Below are 14692 nucleotides of genomic sequence, written 5' to 3'. Positions count from 1 at the left end.
ACCCCGAGGCACGGACCAGCGCGGGTCAGTGCCCCGAGGTCGCCTTCAGCCCCACCACAGCCACCAACAGCAGACACACGAAGAAGATCCGGGCCGCGGTCACCGGCTCATGCAGCACCACCATGCCCAGCACCGCCGCACCCGCCGCACCGATACCGACCCACACCCCGTACGCCGTACCGATCGGCAGCGTCCGCGCCGCATGCGACAGCAACAGCATGCTCGCGACGATCCCCAGACCGGTGAACACACTCGGCCACAGCCGGGTGAACCCCTCGGTGTACTTCATCCCGATCGACCAGGCCACTTCCAGCAGACCAGCGACCACCAGCAGAACCCACGCCATGACGGCACCTCCGACGACAGAACACGCGAACAACACGGTGCGTCGTCTTTGCAAAAAGCCCGGTACGGCGCGTCTCGTCGGGGTCCCACCACCGTAGCAAAGAACAGGCAAAAGGCCTGGTGACAACCGTCACCAGGCCCCGCACAGCACGATCCGGAGCTACAGATACAGCCCGGTCGAATCCACCGAACCCTCGAACCGGTCCGCCGCCACCGCATGCAGATCCCGCTCCCGCATCAGCACGTACGCCACACCCCGCACCTCGACCTCGGCACGGTCCTCGGGGTCGTACAGCACCCGGTCCCCCGGCTCGACCGTCCGCACGTTCTGCCCCACCGCGACCACCACGGCCCAGCCCAGCCGGCGGCCGACCGCGGCCGTCGCCGGAATCAGGATGCCGCCGCCGGAACGCCGCTCACCCTCAGGCGAATCGGACCGGACCAGCACACGGTCGTGCAGCATCCGGATGGGCAGCTTGTCGTCGGTGTTCTCGCTCACGCCCCGCAACCTACCCGGCCCCGACACCACCTGGCGCCCTCGGGGCTCAACGCTTCTTCCGCTGCGCGGACACAGTGAGCAGACCCACCACACCCACCGCGAGCAACGCCACCGGAATCACCCGCTCCAGACGCGGCGAACCCTCCTCCGAAACGAACTGCGCCTTCACGTCCGACACCGTCCGGTTCACCGCGACGAACGCCCGCCCGGCCGTCCGGTCCACCGCCCCGGCCGCCTTCGCCTTCACGTCACCGATGATCGTCTTCGGGTGCACCCGCACCCCGATCTCATCGAGCACCACCGCGAGCTGCTCGCGCCTGCTGATGATGTCCGCCTCGATCTGCGCAGGGGTCCTGGCATCCGACACTGCGCCGCCTCCGTGGTCCTCGTCCGGTAAACCTTCATCGACAGTCTGTCAGCTCGACCGCCCCCGCACCCGGCGGCACCCCTATTACGCTCGGTCCCGTACACCCCGCGCACCAAAGAGGAGAACCATGAGCGAGCGACTCAAGACCGGCGACACCGCCCCCGCCTTCACCCTCCCCGACGCCGACGGCAACGACGTATCGCTCGCCGACCACAAGGGCCGCAAGGTCATCGTCTACTTCTACCCGGCCGCCCTCACCCCCGGCTGCACCAAGCAGGCCTGCGACTTCACCGACAACCTCGACCTCCTGGCCGGCGCCGGATACGACGTCATCGGCGTCTCCCCCGACAAGCCCGAGAAGCTCGCCAAGTTCCGCGAGAAGGAGAACCTCAAGGTCACCCTGGTCGGCGACCCCGCCAAGGAGACCCTGGAGGCCTACGCCGCCTTCGGCGAGAAGAAGCTCTACGGCAAAACGGTGACGGGCGTCATCCGGTCGACGATCGTCGTCGACGAGGACGGCAAGGTCGAACACGCCTTCTACAACGTCAAGGCCACCGGCCACGTCGCCAAGATCATCAAGGACCTGGGCATCTGACCCGACCGGCAGGAAAACGGCGGAAACACACCCCTGGATTGGGCCGAACGGCCGAAAACATGTGATGGACATCCCAATCCACCGCCGAATCGGTTTGCAACCGCCATGTCCGCGCAGAAGCCTTTCCTGAAACACCCACCGAGGAAAGGACCCGGCCATGGCGGCCTCCGACCCCCAGCAGGCGGCCGACCCCGAAGCGGTCAAACGCCACCCCGCCCTCTTCCGTGCCATCCGAAAGCGCCAGAACCCCAAGCTGCGCAGGACGGACATCACCGTCACGGACGACCAGGCGGTGAAGCGCGCGGTCAAGGCGGCCTCACTCGGTAACGCCATGGAGTGGTTCGACTTCGGCATCTACTCCTACCTGGCGGCGACCCTGGGCCATGTCTTCTTCCCGTCCGGGAACGACACAACCCAGCTCCTCTCCTCCTTCGCCACCTTCGCCGTCGCCTTCCTCGTACGACCGCTCGGCGGCATGTTCTTCGGCCCCATGGGCGACAAGATCGGCCGCAAGAAGGTCCTCGCCCTCACCATGATCCTCATGGCGGTCGGCACCTTCGCCATCGGCGTCATCCCCTCCCACGACACCATCGGCGTCGGGGCCCCCATCCTCCTCATCCTCTTCCGGATGCTCCAGGGCTTCTCCACCGGCGGCGAGTACGGCGGCGCCTCCACCTTCATCGCCGAGTACGCCCCCGACAAACGACGCGGCTACTTCGGCAGCTTCCTCGAATTCGGCACCCTGGCCGGCTACGTCGGAGCGGCCGGCCTGGTCACCGCGCTCTACGCACTCCTCAACGACACCCAGATGGAAGCCTGGGGCTGGCGCGTCCCCTTCCTCGTCGCCGGCCCGCTCGGCCTCGTCGGCCTCTACCTGCGACTGCGCCTCGACGAGACCCCCGCCTTCCAGAAGCTGGAGGGCGGCACCGCCCACGCCACGGAGGCCGCGGACGGCGTCGAGACGACCGCCAAGGGCGACCTCGCCAAGATCTTCCGCGACTACTGGCCGACGCTGATCCTCTGCATCTGCCTGGTCGGCGCATACAACATCACCGACTACATGCTGCTGTCGTACATGCCGACGTACCTCTCCGACGAGCTCGGCTACAGCGAGACCCACGGCCTGCTGATCCTGCTCGGCGTCATGGTGTTCCTGATGCTGATCATCAGCCAGGTGGGCAAGCTCTCCGACCACTTCGGCCGCAAGCCCCTGCTCATGACGGGGATGCTCGGCTTCCTGATCTTCTCCCTGCCGGCCTTCCTCCTGATCCGCCAGGGCAGCATCCCGGCGATCACGATCGGCATGCTGATGCTGGGCCTCTCCCTGGTCTGCATGCTCGGCACGATGTCCGCCGCCCTCCCGGCCCTGTTCCCCACGCAGGTCCGCTACGGCTCCCTGTCGGTGGGCTACAACCTCTCCGCGTCGATCTTCGGCGGTACGACCCCGCTGGTCATCACGGCCCTGATCAGCTGGTCGGGCACCAACCTGATGCCGGCGTACTACGCGATGGCGGCGGCGCTGGTCGGCGTGATCGCGGTGGCCTGCATGAAGGAGACCGCGAACAAGCCGCTGGCGGGTTCGCCCCCGTCGGTGGAGACGAGCGAGGAGGCGGAGGAACTGGTCCAGGCGCAGACGCCGGACCCGAAGTTCTGACCCGTCCCGTCCTGCATGGGAATGGCCTGCGCCGCTTCGGTTGTCGCCGAAGCGGCGCAGGCCATTCCGCATCTTGTCGGATATCGGACGTGACTCTCCGATAAACGGTTCGTTACTCCGTACGAGGCCGCGAACGGGCGGCCGGATGCGGAGGGGGAATGTCCGAGGTGTACGACCCAGCAAGACTCGCACTGGCTGTGGAAGCCGCAAGCAACTGGACCGATCTCATGCGCCGACTGGGCCTGAAGGAGAGCGGCGGAAGGCACCGCACACTCAAGGCGAAGGTCACGGAACTCGGACTCGACACAACTCACTTCAAGCAGCGCAGTCCGTGGCGCAAATACCCTGATGCGGCCATCGCCGCCGCAGCGACGTCGTCATCATCCCTGCGCGAGGTCGTCCTCAAACTGGGCGCCACTCCGGCCACGGGCACCCTGTCTCACATAGCCCGTCGCATCGCGGCTGCGGGGATCGACGTCAGCCACTTCCCTGGAATGAATCGCCCCCAGTTGGACCTCCTGTTCAGTGCCGAGGAACTGCAGGCTGCCGCCGACTCCAGCCAGTCCGTCCGCGGGGTGGCGCGAGCTCTTGGCGTCCCGGATGACGGCCGATCACGCGCCGCAGTGGCTGCAATGCTTCGCAGGAGGAGCATCAACACCTGCCACTTCCGCAACGCCCGCGTCTACATCCCAGAGGAAGGCCTGAGTACTGCAGTACGGAAGGCTTTCAGTTACGTCGAGGTCGTTCAGGCGCTCGGCCTTGAGGTGACCGATTCCAACCACCGGCGGGTACGACGCAAGATCCTGCAGATGGAACTGGATACAAGCCACTTCAAACGCCGCTCGTGGGCATCTGTACAAGTTCCGAAGCAGAAGCAGATTGCACCAACAGCACTCGTGATCATGCCGCAGGGATCGACTCGAGCGAACCGAACACGCCTTCACCGGGCGCTCCAGGAGCTCGGCGTAACGTACCGCTGCACGTCCTGTGGCAACACTGGCGAGTGGCTGGGTCGATCGATCACGCTCCAGATCGACCACGTCAACGGCAACTGGCTGGACAACCGGGCCGAGAACCTGCGCTATTTGTGCCCGAATTGCCACGCACTCACAGAGACCTGGTGCCGGAAGAAGACAGCCGTTTCGGAGTCCGCGAGCGGTGACCTGTCTGCCCCGAAGACCATCCCGCCCGCTACGATGGACCCAAGTATGCGGCCGTAGCCAAACTGGTATCGGCGGGTGTTTTAGGGGCATCTGGGAGCAATCCTGTGTGGGTTCGAATCCCACCGGCCGCACCACAGATGGGCCGTCCCACAGGGGCGGCCCATCGCGTCGTTCACCCCACCAACTCCCGCACCACCGGCACCAGCGCCCGGAACGCCTTCCCCCGGTGGCTGATCGCGTTCTTCTCCGCCGGGGTCAGTTCCGCGCAGGTCCGGGTCTCGCCCTCCGGCTGGAGGATCGGGTCGTAGCCGAAGCCGCCCGTGCCGGACGGGGTGTGGCGCAGGGTGCCGGGCAGGCGGCCCTCGACCACGCGTTCCGTGCCGTCCGGGAGTGCGAGGGCGGCGGCGCAGGCGAAGTGGGCGGCGCGGTGCGGGGCGTCGATGTCGGAGAGCTGGGCCAGGAGCAGGTCGAGGTTGGCCTGGTCGTTGCCGTGGGTGCCGGCCCAGCGGGCGGAGAAGATGCCGGGGGCGCCGTTCAGTACGTCGACGCAGAGGCCGGAGTCGTCGGCGATGGCCGGGTGGCCGGTGGCCTGGGCGAGGGCGTGGGCCTTGAGGAGGGCGTTCTCGGCGAAGGTGACGCCGGTTTCCTTGACGTCGGGGATCTCCGGGTACGCGTCCGCGCCGACGAGTTCGTAGGTGAGGCCTGCGTCGGCGAGGATCGCGTGGAGTTCGGTGATCTTCCCGGCGTTGCGGGTGGCGAGGATGAGGCGGGTCATGTCCCGATTATCGCCGCCGGGGTGGCTGCGCCTTACGGGGTGCAGACCTTGGCGATCTCCGCGGCGGCGTCGGTGACGGGGGTGATGTCGGGGGTGGCGTCGCCCTTGTCGATGGAGCCGCGGACGTTGGCGACGCCGGTCTGGAGGTCGTCGACGGCCTTGCTGAGGTCGGCGTTGTCGGTCTTGTCGCCGAGGTTGCCGAGTTCCTTCTCGATCTCGTCGAGTGACTCGGAGGCCTGGGTGGGGTCGTTGGAGGCGTTGGCGACGGCCTGCTGGAGGTTGTCGACGCTGGTGGCGATGGCGTCGGCGGTGCGGACGCAGTCGAGTGTCTTGTCGAGGGCGCCGCAGCCGGCCGCCGCGGTGACGGTGAGCAGTGCGGCGGTGATGGCCAGGGCGGTGCGGCGGTGGCGTCGGTGGCGCGTGGCCATGGTGGGTCCCTCCCCGGGTGCGGATACGCGGACGGGCGCACGGTTCGACCCGTGCGCCCGTATTCGTATCGACGCTGTGGAGTGGGACTTGGTTGCTTCTTTACCCGGGCCTGTCCTCGTCGTTACTCGCCGAGGGTGCGGGCGAGGGCGTCGTTCTGGAGCTGGGTGAGGTCGACGCAGCCGGCGGTGGCGAGGTCGAGGAGGGCGTTCAGTTCCTTGCGGTCGAAGGGCTCGGCCTCGGCGGTGCCCTGGATCTCGACGAAGCGGCCGTCGCCGGTGCAGACGACGTTCATGTCGGTCTCGGCGCGGACGTCTTCCTCGTAGCAGAGGTCGAGGAGGGGGGTGCCGTCGACGATGCCGACGCTGATCGCGGAGACGGTGCCGGTGAGCGGCTTGCGGCCGTGCTTGATGATCTTCTTGCCCTGGGCCCAGGTGATGGCGTCGGCGAGGGCGACGTAGGCGCCGGTGATGGCGGCGGTGCGGGTGCCTCCGTCGGCCTGGAGGACGTCGCAGTCCAGGACGACGGTGTTCTCGCCGAGGGCCTTGTAGTCGATCACGGCGCGCAGGGAGCGGCCGATGAGGCGGCTGATCTCGTGGGTGCGGCCGCCGATCTTGCCGCGTACGGATTCGCGGTCGCCGCGGGTGTTGGTGGAGCGGGGCAGCATCGAGTATTCGGCGGTGACCCAGCCTTCGCCGCTGCCCTTGCGCCAGCGCGGGACGCCTTCGGTGACGGAGGCGGTGCAGAAGACTTTGGTGTCGCCGAAGGAGATGAGTACGGATCCTTCGGCGTGCTTGCTCCATCCGCGTTCGATGGTGACGGGGCGGAGCTGGTCGGGGGTGCGGCCGTCGATACGAGACATGGGCGGAAGCCTATCCGGCGGGTGGGGGGACTTTTGGCCCGCTGTTCGGGGACGTTCAGCCTTTCCTTCTTTACTGTGATCCTGCTTAAGCTTTTAGTATCTAAGTCTCCACTCACAGGAAGATCTTGATGTCCCTCCCTTCGAGCCGGACAATCCGGCCGCAGCCTGCCGCACCGCGTCTGCCCCTGTCGGACCACCTCGCGTCCGTCCAGGTCCTGGAGGGTGCGCCGCATGGGATCGTCATCGCTTCCGCCGAGCAGGGGGCGACGACGGTGTACTCGAACGGGCGGCTGGCGGAGCTGTTCGGGGCGCAGGTGCCGCAGGAGCCGGGCGGGCTGGCCCGGGCCGCCACGTCCTTCAGCGACCGCAACGGCGAGCCGTTGCGGTTCGCCGAGTCGCCGCTCGGGGTGGCGCTGGGGCTGCGTCGTCCGGCGCGGGCCGAGGTGCGGTACATGCCGCAGGGCGAGCGGGCGCTGTGGCTGGACATCAGTGCTGTTCCGCTGGACTTCGGTCCCGGTGAGCTGCCGCTGGCGGTGGCGTTCCTCCATGACGTGTCCCAGCAGCGGCGGTCGGCCGATGATCTGGACGAGGTGAACCGCAGGCTGGCCGAGCAGTTGGAGGATGCGACCTGGGTGCACGGTCTGTCGGAGCGGCTGACGGATCACGACAGTGTGGACGGCACGCTGCATCAGGTGCTGGGCGAGGGTGCCCGGCTGTTGCGGGCGGACATGGGTGTGGCGCGGCTGCGGGACGAGGACGGTGCCGTGATGCGGACGCGTGCGCTGTACGGGATGCCGGCGGATGTGCGGTCGGTGCGTGAGGCGGTGGAGGCGTTGCCGCCGGGGCGGTTCCTGGTGGACGAGGCGGAGGCTGCGGGCGGTGCGCTGATCGTGGAGGACGTGGAGACGGATCCGTCGTGTTCGCCGCGTGTGCGTGAGCTGGGGCGTGCGGCGGGGTTCCGCCGGGTGTACGCGCTGGCGCTGAGCACCACGTCGGGCCGGCGGCTGGGTGTGGTGGCCTGGGCGTGGCGGGAGCCGGGGCGGCCGACGCTGCGGCAGCGGCAGCTGGTGGGGACGTACTGCCGGTTCGCCGGGCAGATGGTCGAGAACAATCTTCTGTACGAGCGTGAGCGGCGGATCGCCGGGACGCTTCAGCAGTCGATGCTGGCGCAGACGCTGCCCGAGATCGCCGGGGTGCAGGTCGCGGCGTGCAGTCTGCCGGGGGCGCGGGGGATGCAGGCCGGGGGTGACTGGTACGACGTGATGGCGTTGCCGGGCGGGAAGGCGGGGCTGGCGCTGGGTGACGTGATGGGCAAGGGGTTGCGGGCGGCGACGGCGATGGGTCAGCTGCGGACGGCGTTGCGCAGTTACGCGTTGGTGGAGGGGGAGGATCCGGTGGCGGTGCTGTCGGATCTGAACGCGTTGAGTCAGGACATGGCGCTGACGGATCTGGCGACGGTGCTGTACATGACGGTCGATCCGCAGGAGCGGCGTGCGGTGGTGGCGTCGGCCGGTCATTGTCCGCCGTTGCTGGTGGACCATTCGGGGGCTCGGTTCCTGCGTGCGGGGCAGGGGGTTCCGCTGGGTGTGGTGGACGAGTGGGATGCGGAGGCGGACGAGTTCGAGCTGCCGGCGGGGGCGTTGCTGGTGCTGTACACGGACGGTCTGGTGGAGCGGCGCGGGGAGGAGCTGGGGGTGGGGCTGGAGCGGCTGCGTGCGGCGGCGCTGGCGGCGCCCGCGGATGTGGGTGATCTGTGCGGGCATCTGGTGGAGGCGTGCCTGGATGACGGTGAGAGTTCGGACGACGTGGCGATTCTGGCGGTGCGGGTGCGCTGATCGGGGGGCGGCGCCCGGGGGCGGGGGTGCCGGGGGGTGTGCCGTGTACGCCGCAGGCCCCGTCCGGGTGGACGGGGCCTGCGGCGTGCCGGGGGTTGGCCCGGTCGGGTTCAGCGGTGGGTCACATCATGTCTTCGATGTCGGCGGCGATGGGGTCGGCGTCGGTGCCGATGACGACCTGGATCGCGGTGCCCATCTTGACGACGCCGTGGGCGCCGGCGGCCTTGAGCGCGGCTTCGTCGACCTTGCTCGCGTCCTTGACCTCGGTGCGGAGGCGGGTGATGCAGCCCTCGACCTCTTCGATGTTCTCGATTCCGCCGAGCCCGGCGACGATCTTCTCAGCCTTGCTGGCCATGGCCTTCTCCCTGGTTTTTCACGAACATGCGACGGCCCACCATGGGTCCGTTTCGTCACGGTAACGCACGGTTGGCCCAACTTCGCGAGCGAGTAGCCGAACCATCACCAATGATGACGATCACCGGCGCCCTGTCTTCCGGGCGGGCTCCGCACCGTACCGCAACTGGTCTACACCAGTCTGCAACGACCGCCAAATGTGACTGGTTCCGGGAGGATGCCGATGAGCTCGACGAGCAGCGCCGCGATCCCACAGAAGAAGTGGTGGAACGGCCTCTTCCAAGGCCTCCAGAAGATGGGGCGCAGCCTTCAGCTCCCGATCGCCGTCCTTCCGGCGGCAGGCATCCTGAACCGGCTCGGCCAGCCGGATGTGTTCGGTGACGAGGGTCTGGGCTGGGACAACCTCGCCAAGGTGTTCGCGGCGGCCGGTGGTGCGCTGCTGGACTCGGGTCTCGGTCTTCCGCTGCTGTTCTGCGTGGGTGTCGCGATCGGCATGGCGAAGAAGTCGGACGGGTCGACGGCGCTGGCCGCCGTGACGGGCTTCCTCGTCTACTACGCGGTGCTGCACGCGTTCCCGGTGGACTGCGACAGCGGTTCGACGTTCGTCTCGGGCGGCACCTGGTTCGGTACGTGCGTGACGGACGACGCGCAGGTGACGGCGGCCGAGTACCAGAACCCGGGGGTGTTCGGCGGCATCGTGATGGGCCTGATGTCGGCCTGGTTCTGGCAGCGGTACCACCGGGTGAAGCTGGTGGACTGGCTGGGCTTCTTCAACGGCCGCCGGCTCGTCCCGATCATCATGGCGTTCGTGGGTCTGCTCTTCGCGGCGCTCTGCGCCTGGCTGTGGCAGCCGGTCGGTGACGCGTTGACCAGCTTCTCGGAGTGGCTGGTGGATCTGAACTGGCTGGGCTCCGGCATCTTCGGCATCGCGAACCGCGCCCTGCTCGTCTTCGGGCTGCACCAGTTCCTGAACACGTTCGTCTGGTTCCAGTTCGGTGACTACACCAAACCGGACGGGACGATGGTGCACGGTGACATCAACCGGTTCCTGGCCGGTGACCCGACGGCCGGTCAGTTCACGACGGGCTTCTTCCCGATCATGATGTTCGCACTGCCCGCGGCGGCGCTGGCGATCTATCACTGTGCGAAGCCGCATCGCCGCAAGGCGGTCGGCGGCATGATGATCTCGGTCGGTCTGACGTCGTTCGTGACGGGAATCACGGAGCCGATCGAGTACTCGTTCCTCTTCGTCGCGCCTCTGCTGTACGCGATCCACGCGGTGCTCACGGGTGTGTCGATGGCGGTGACGTGGGCGCTCGGGGTGAAGGACGGCTTCAGCTTCTCGGCGGGCCTGATCGACTACGTCATCAACTGGAGTCTGGCGACGAAACCCTGGCTGATCATCCCGATCGGTCTGGCCTTCGCCGTCGTGTATTACGTGATCTTCCGGTTCGCGATCACCAGATTCAACCTCCAGACGCCGGGCCGCGAGCCCGACGAGGTGGAGGAGGAACTGGAGAAGGACCTCACGAAGTAGCTGCTCACGGGGCGAACGCCCTGTTCGGCCAAGGCCCTCGGACCCACCGGTCCGGGGGCCTTCGGCATGTCACTGTGCGTGGGTGATGGCTACTGCGAAGTAGTCGGAAATTGCAGGTTCCTTATCTAACCCTCACCGTGCTACAACTGGTCTACACCACTCAGTGGTCCAGACCACGCGCCGCTTCTGCGGCGCGTTTCTCGAGTCGTCGCCCACCCAAACACCCTGTCCCTGGCGGCGCCTTGCCTACTGGAGGAAGTTGATGAGTACGGCCACCGCCACGGCGGCCCCCGCGAAGAAGCGGGGCTCCGGCCTGTTCCAGGGCCTGCAGAAGGTGGGACGCAGCCTCCAGCTGCCGATCGCCGTGCTGCCGGCCGCGGGCATTCTGCTCCGTCTCGGCCAGCCCGACGTCTTCGGTGACGACGGCCTCGGCTGGCACAAGGTCGCCTCCGTGTTCGCCACCGCGGGCGGCGCGGTCTTCGACAACCTTCCGATGCTCTTCTGCATCGGTGTCGCCATCGGGTTCGCCAAGAAGTCGGACGGCTCCACGGCACTGGCCGCGCTCGTCGGCTTCCTGGTCTACAGCAACGTCCTCAAGGCCTTCCCGGTCACCGAAGCGGTGATCCAGAAGGGCGCGGACACCGCGGCGACGTACAACAACCCCGGTGTCCTGGGCGGCATCCTGATGGGTCTCGTCACGGCGATCCTGTGGCAGAAGTTCCACCGCACCAAGCTGGTCGACTGGCTCGGCTTCTTCAACGGCCGCCGTCTCGTCCCGATCATCATGGCCTTCGTCGGTGTGATCTTCGGTGTCTTCTTCGGCCTGGTCTGGGAGCCCATCGGTGAGGGCATATCCAACTTCGGCGAGTGGATGACCGGCCTCGGTTCCTTCGGTGCCGGCCTCTTCGGCCTGATCAACCGCGCGCTGCTGCCCGTCGGCATGCACCAGTTCGTCAACACGGTCTCGTGGTTCCAGCTGGGTGACTTCACGGACGCGACGGGCGCCGTCGTGCACGGTGACCTGAACCGCTTCTTCGCCGGTGACCCGACCTCGGGCCAGTTCATGTCGGGCTTCTTCCCGATCATGATGTTCGGCCTCCCGGCCGCCGCCATCGCCATCGCCCACGCCGCTCGCCCCGAGCGCCGCAAGGCCGTGATGGGCATGATGATCTCCCTCGCGCTGACCTCGTTCGTCACCGGTGTGACCGAGCCGATCGAGTTCTCGTTCATGTTCATCGCGCCGCTGCTCTACGCGATCCACGCGGTCCTGACCGCCCTCTCGATGGCCGTCACCTGGGCGCTCGGCGTGCACGCCGGATTCACCTTCTCGGCGGGCTTCATCGACTACGCACTGAACTGGAACCTGGCCACCAAGCCGTGGCTGATCATCCCGATCGGTCTCGTCTTCGGAGCCATCTACTACGTGCTCTTCCGCTTCGCGATCACCAAGTTCAACCTCACCACCCCGGGCCGCGAGCCCGAGGAAGAGGTCGAGGACCTGACCAAGGCGTAAGCCCCGTCGGCCCCGCGACAGCTCGAAGCCCTCACCTTCCCGGCGGAAGGTGAGGGCTTCGTCGTACGCGGGACCGGACCCTAGATCTCGTACACCGCGCCCGGCACCGCCAGCTCGGTCGGTCCGGCGAAGACCTCGCGGGCGTCGGACAGGTTGCGGTCGGCGTCGGTCCACGGCGGGATGTGGGTGAGGACCAGGCGCCCCACCCGCGCCCGGGCGGCGAGCTCACCCGCCTCGCGGCCGTTGAGGTGGAGGTCCGGGATGTCCTCCTTGCCGTGCACGAACGACGCCTCGCAGAGGAACAGGTCGGCGCCCTGCGCCAGCTCGTCCAGGGCCTCGCAGGTGCCGGTGTCGCCGGAGTACGTGAGCGAGCTGCCGCCGTGCTCGATGCGGATGCCGAACGTGTCGACGGGGTGGCAGAGCTTCTCCGTACGCACCGAGAAGGGGCCGATCTCGAACGAGCCGGGCTTCAGCGTGTGGAAGTCGAAGACCTCGCTCATCGCGTGGTCGGACGGGGTGTCGGCGTGGGCGGTGGTGAGCCGCTGCTCCGTGCCGTCGGGACCGTAGACCGGGATGCGGGCCGGGCGTCCACCGTCGTGCGGGTAGTAGCGGACGACGAAGTACGCGCACATGTCGATGCAGTGATCGGCATGGAGATGACTGAGGAAGATGGCGTCGAGGTCGTACAGACCGACATGGCGCTGCAGCTCGCCGAGGGCGCCGTTGCCCATGTCGAGGAGCAGCCGGAAGCCGTCGGCCTCTACGAGGTAGCTCGAGCATGCCGATCCCGTGGACGGGAACGAGCCGGAGCATCCGACGACGGTGAGCTTCATGGAGCGTGAACCTCCGAGACGTGGGAACGGGGAGGGTTCGTGCGGATCGTTGAGCGTTTGTTGAGCGTAAGGCGCGAAAGAGCCGGTCGCTCCTTCGGGGCGTGCCGTTGTGGGGGAACTCACCTGTGCTGTCACCGGTTCGATGGAAGCGAGGCGTCCCCGGGGGGTGCGCCCGGGGCGGGTGCGCCTGCGGCGGGCTGGTTCCCCGCCCCGCCCCTTCCCGTATCCGGGGCTCCGCCCCGGACCCCGCGCCTCGAACGCCGGCGAGGCTGACTTTCGCGGCTGCGATTCGCCCTGCGGCGGCAAGATCAAGCCCCTCCGGCGGTTGCGGAGCGGGGGTACGGGGGCAGCGCCCCCGCAGAACGGCGGACGCCGGGGGTCCCGGACCGGTGTGGTCCGAGGCCCCCGGCGTCCGGGTGGGCGAAAGGCGCGGGCGGCTACGCCCAGAGCTGGCCCTGGAGCGTCTCGATCGCCGCTTCCGTCGTGGGCGCGGTGTAGACGCCCGTCGACAGGTACTTCCAGCCGCCGTCCGCGACGACGAAGGCGATGTCGGCCGGCTGCCCGGCCTTGACCGCCTTGTTGCCGACACCGATCGCGGCGTGGAGCGCGGCGCCGGTGGAGACGCCCGCGAAGATGCCCTCCTGCTGGAGGAGTTCGCGGGTGCGGGTGACGGCGTCGGCGGAGCCGACGGAGAAGCGGGTGGTGAGGACCGAGGCGTCGTAGAGCTCGGGGACGAAGCCCTCGTCGAGGTTGCGCAGGCCGTAGACGAGGTCGTCGTAGCGCGGCTCGGCCGCGACGATCTGGATGCCTTCGACGTGTTCGCGCAGGTAGCGGCCGACGCCCATGAGGGTGCCCGTGGTGCCGAGGCCGGCCACGAAGTGGGTGATGGAGGGGAGGTCGGCGAGGATCTCGGGGCCGGTGGTGGCGTAGTGGGCGCCCGCGTTGTCCGGGTTGCCGTACTGGTAGAGCATCACCCAGTCGGGGTGCTCGGCCGCGAGCTCCTTGGCGACGCGGACGGCGGTGTTGGAGCCGCCCGCCGCCGGGGAGGGGATGATCTCGGCGCCCCACATGGCGAGCAGGTCGCGCCGCTCCTGGGAGGTGTTCTCCGGCATCACGCAGACGATGCGGTAGCCCTTGAGCTTGGCCGCCATGGCGAGCGAGATGCCGGTGTTGCCGCTGGTGGGTTCCAGGATGGTGCAGCCGGGGGTGAGCCGGCCGTCCTTCTCCGCCTGCTCGACCATGTGGAGCGCGGGGCGGTCCTTGATCGAGCCGGTCGGGTTGCGGTCCTCCAGCTTGGCCCAGATGCGGACGTCGTCCGACGGTGACAGCCGCGGCAGGCGGACGAGCGGGGTGTTGCCCACTGCGGCGAGCGGGCTGTCATAGCGCATCAGTTCATGCCGCCGGCGACGGCCGGGAGGATGGTGATGTTGTCGCCGTCGCTGAGCTTGGTGGAGATGCCGTCGAGGAAGCGGACGTCCTCGTCGTTGAGGTAGACGTTCACGAAGCGGCGCAGCTGGTCTCCGTCGACGATGCGCTCACGGATGCCGGTGTGGCGGCTCTCCAGGTCCGTGAAGAGGTCGGCGAGGGTGTCCCCGTTGCCCTCGACGGCCTTGGCGCCGTCGGTGTAGGTGCGGAGGATGGTCGGGATGCGGACCTCGATGGCCATGGCGTGGGCTCCTGTCGAAGCGGAGTGGTGGCGGTGGGCGTGGGGCGCGCGGCTCTGCCCCCGCGCAGGGGGTGGTGCGTGAAGGGTGGCGTCCGGTGGGGCGGCGCCGGGCCCCGGCCCTGCTCAGGCCTCGGGGCGGGCGGTCCGGTGGTTCGTACAGATCGCGCTGGCGAGCCGGCACAGGTCGACGTGCAGGCGCGCCACGAGCAGCATGCCCGGCGTCTTGTCGCTCACGTCATGGGGAACCATGCGCTCATCGTATCGATTC

At 68.2% G+C, this 14692-nt stretch carries 17 protein-coding genes, 1 tRNA gene and 1 riboswitch; of the genes, 7 read left to right on the top strand and 11 right to left on the bottom strand.

Annotated elements, in window-relative coordinates:
* Window positions 1-25: 25 nt before the first annotated feature.
* From OG521_25035 to OG521_25025, 3 genes are all read right to left on the bottom strand, one after another.
* A complete protein-coding gene (locus OG521_25035) occupies window positions 26-346 on the bottom strand; it encodes a multidrug efflux SMR transporter (GenBank protein ID WUW23858.1) in 321 nt (106 codons plus the stop codon).
* A gap of 36 nt (window positions 347-382) precedes the next feature.
* Window positions 383-449, bottom strand: a riboswitch (guanidine-III (ykkC-III) riboswitch).
* A 56-nt stretch (window positions 450-505) separates the two neighbouring features.
* The gene (locus OG521_25030) at window positions 506-844 is read right to left on the bottom strand and encodes a co-chaperone GroES (GenBank protein ID WUW23857.1); all 339 of its coding nucleotides are present in this window, start codon (window positions 842-844) and stop codon (window positions 506-508) included.
* Window positions 845-890: 46 nt separating this feature from the next.
* Complete coding sequence (locus OG521_25025) at window positions 891-1211, bottom strand: DUF3618 domain-containing protein (GenBank protein WUW23856.1); 321 nt, start codon at window positions 1209-1211, stop codon at window positions 891-893.
* 127 nt (window positions 1212-1338) lie between these two features.
* On the opposite strand from OG521_25025, the gene bcp reads away from it, so the two are divergent.
* The 4 genes from bcp to OG521_25005 all read left to right on the top strand — a co-directional run bounded on the left by bcp (window position 1339) and on the right by OG521_25005 (window position 4757).
* Complete coding sequence (gene bcp, locus OG521_25020; protein ID WUW23855.1) at window positions 1339-1806, top strand: thioredoxin-dependent thiol peroxidase; 468 nt, start codon at window positions 1339-1341, stop codon at window positions 1804-1806.
* A 157-nt stretch (window positions 1807-1963) separates the two neighbouring features.
* A complete protein-coding gene (proP, locus tag OG521_25015) occupies window positions 1964-3460 on the top strand; it encodes a glycine betaine/L-proline transporter ProP (GenBank protein WUW23854.1) in 1497 nt (498 codons plus the stop codon).
* Between the two features lie 158 nt (window positions 3461-3618).
* Complete coding sequence (locus OG521_25010; GenBank protein WUW23853.1) at window positions 3619-4680, top strand: HNH endonuclease; 1062 nt, start codon at window positions 3619-3621, stop codon at window positions 4678-4680.
* A tRNA-Leu gene (locus tag OG521_25005) sits at window positions 4671-4757 on the top strand. The genes OG521_25010 and OG521_25005 overlap by 10 nt, the downstream gene beginning before the upstream one ends.
* Window positions 4758-4795: 38 nt before the next feature.
* On the opposite strand, the gene rdgB is transcribed toward OG521_25005, so the two are convergent.
* The 3 genes from rdgB to rph all read right to left on the bottom strand — a co-directional run bounded on the left by rdgB (window position 4796) and on the right by rph (window position 6686).
* On the bottom strand, window positions 4796-5398 hold the full coding sequence (gene rdgB / locus OG521_25000) for an RdgB/HAM1 family non-canonical purine NTP pyrophosphatase (GenBank protein WUW23852.1): 603 nt from the start codon (window positions 5396-5398) through the stop codon (window positions 4796-4798).
* Window positions 5399-5430: 32 nt separating this feature from the next.
* Window positions 5431-5826 carry a hypothetical protein gene (locus OG521_24995; protein ID WUW23851.1) on the bottom strand — a complete coding sequence of 132 codons (396 nt, stop codon included), beginning with the start codon at window positions 5824-5826 and terminating at the stop codon, window positions 5431-5433.
* Between the two features lie 122 nt (window positions 5827-5948).
* On the bottom strand, window positions 5949-6686 hold the full coding sequence (gene rph / locus OG521_24990; GenBank protein ID WUW23850.1) for a ribonuclease PH: 738 nt from the start codon (window positions 6684-6686) through the stop codon (window positions 5949-5951).
* A 128-nt stretch (window positions 6687-6814) separates the two neighbouring features.
* On the opposite strand from rph, the gene OG521_24985 reads away from it, so the two are divergent.
* Entirely contained in the window at window positions 6815-8521 is a 1707-nt protein-coding gene (locus tag OG521_24985; GenBank protein ID WUW23849.1) for a SpoIIE family protein phosphatase, read from the top strand.
* 121 nt (window positions 8522-8642) lie between these two features.
* Here the strand turns inward: OG521_24985 and OG521_24980 are convergent, their stop codons facing one another.
* Window positions 8643-8876 carry a PTS glucose/sucrose transporter subunit IIB gene (locus OG521_24980; protein ID WUW23848.1) on the bottom strand — a complete coding sequence of 78 codons (234 nt, stop codon included), beginning with the start codon at window positions 8874-8876 and terminating at the stop codon, window positions 8643-8645.
* Between the two features lie 222 nt (window positions 8877-9098).
* On the opposite strand from OG521_24980, the gene OG521_24975 reads away from it, so the two are divergent.
* Entirely contained in the window at window positions 9099-10412 is a 1314-nt protein-coding gene (locus tag OG521_24975; GenBank protein WUW23847.1) for a PTS transporter subunit EIIC, read from the top strand.
* Window positions 10413-10674: 262 nt separating this feature from the next.
* Window positions 10675-11925 (top strand): PTS transporter subunit EIIC, encoded by a 1251-nt coding sequence (locus OG521_24970; protein ID WUW23846.1) that lies wholly within the window; start codon window positions 10675-10677, stop codon window positions 11923-11925.
* An 80-nt stretch (window positions 11926-12005) separates the two neighbouring features.
* On the opposite strand, the gene OG521_24965 is transcribed toward OG521_24970, so the two are convergent.
* The 4 genes from OG521_24965 to OG521_24950 all read right to left on the bottom strand — a co-directional run bounded on the left by OG521_24965 (window position 12006) and on the right by OG521_24950 (window position 14673).
* Window positions 12006-12758 carry an MBL fold metallo-hydrolase gene (locus OG521_24965; GenBank protein WUW23845.1) on the bottom strand — a complete coding sequence of 251 codons (753 nt, stop codon included), beginning with the start codon at window positions 12756-12758 and terminating at the stop codon, window positions 12006-12008.
* 437 nt (window positions 12759-13195) lie between these two features.
* Window positions 13196-14146, bottom strand: coding sequence for a cysteine synthase (locus OG521_24960; protein ID WUW23844.1), 951 nt, complete (start codon window positions 14144-14146; stop codon window positions 13196-13198).
* Complete coding sequence (locus OG521_24955) at window positions 14146-14424, bottom strand: MoaD/ThiS family protein (GenBank protein ID WUW23843.1); 279 nt, start codon at window positions 14422-14424, stop codon at window positions 14146-14148. Before OG521_24955 ends, OG521_24960 begins: the two co-directional genes overlap by 1 nt.
* A 123-nt stretch (window positions 14425-14547) precedes the next feature.
* The gene (locus OG521_24950; protein WUW26952.1) at window positions 14548-14673 is read right to left on the bottom strand and encodes a hypothetical protein; all 126 of its coding nucleotides are present in this window, start codon (window positions 14671-14673) and stop codon (window positions 14548-14550) included.
* Window positions 14674-14692 lie beyond the last annotated feature (19 nt).

Origin of the sequence: Streptomyces sp. NBC_01463, assembly GCA_036227345.1 — a bacterium.
Lineage (GTDB): Bacteria > Actinomycetota > Actinomycetes > Streptomycetales > Streptomycetaceae > Streptomyces.
This window is presented reverse-complemented; position numbering and strand designations above follow the sequence as displayed.

Bases quoted from the DNA above. Each gene is read 5' to 3' on its own strand.
- OG521_24970 (WUW23846.1), top strand. From the start codon at position 10,675: ATGAGTACGGCCACCGCCACGGCGGCCCCCGCGAAGAAGCGGGGCTCC.
- OG521_24980 (WUW23848.1), bottom strand. From the start codon at position 8,876: ATGGCCAGCAAGGCTGAGAAGATCGTCGCCGGGCTCGGCGGAATCGAG.
- rdgB (WUW23852.1), bottom strand. From the start codon at position 5,398: ATGACCCGCCTCATCCTCGCCACCCGCAACGCCGGGAAGATCACCGAA.
- OG521_24960 (WUW23844.1), bottom strand. From the start codon at position 14,146: ATGCGCTATGACAGCCCGCTCGCCGCAGTGGGCAACACCCCGCTCGTC.
- OG521_24985 (WUW23849.1), top strand. From the start codon at position 6,815: ATGTCCCTCCCTTCGAGCCGGACAATCCGGCCGCAGCCTGCCGCACCG.
- rph (WUW23850.1), bottom strand. From the start codon at position 6,686: ATGTCTCGTATCGACGGCCGCACCCCCGACCAGCTCCGCCCCGTCACC.
- OG521_24950 (WUW26952.1), bottom strand. From the start codon at position 14,673: ATGGTTCCCCATGACGTGAGCGACAAGACGCCGGGCATGCTGCTCGTG.
- proP (WUW23854.1), top strand. From the start codon at position 1,964: ATGGCGGCCTCCGACCCCCAGCAGGCGGCCGACCCCGAAGCGGTCAAA.
- OG521_25010 (WUW23853.1), top strand. From the start codon at position 3,619: ATGTCCGAGGTGTACGACCCAGCAAGACTCGCACTGGCTGTGGAAGCC.
- bcp (WUW23855.1), top strand. From the start codon at position 1,339: ATGAGCGAGCGACTCAAGACCGGCGACACCGCCCCCGCCTTCACCCTC.
- OG521_24995 (WUW23851.1), bottom strand. From the start codon at position 5,826: ATGGCCACGCGCCACCGACGCCACCGCCGCACCGCCCTGGCCATCACC.
- OG521_24955 (WUW23843.1), bottom strand. From the start codon at position 14,424: ATGGCCATCGAGGTCCGCATCCCGACCATCCTCCGCACCTACACCGAC.
- OG521_24975 (WUW23847.1), top strand. From the start codon at position 9,099: ATGAGCTCGACGAGCAGCGCCGCGATCCCACAGAAGAAGTGGTGGAAC.
- OG521_24965 (WUW23845.1), bottom strand. From the start codon at position 12,758: ATGAAGCTCACCGTCGTCGGATGCTCCGGCTCGTTCCCGTCCACGGGA.
- OG521_25035 (WUW23858.1), bottom strand. From the start codon at position 346: ATGGCGTGGGTTCTGCTGGTGGTCGCTGGTCTGCTGGAAGTGGCCTGG.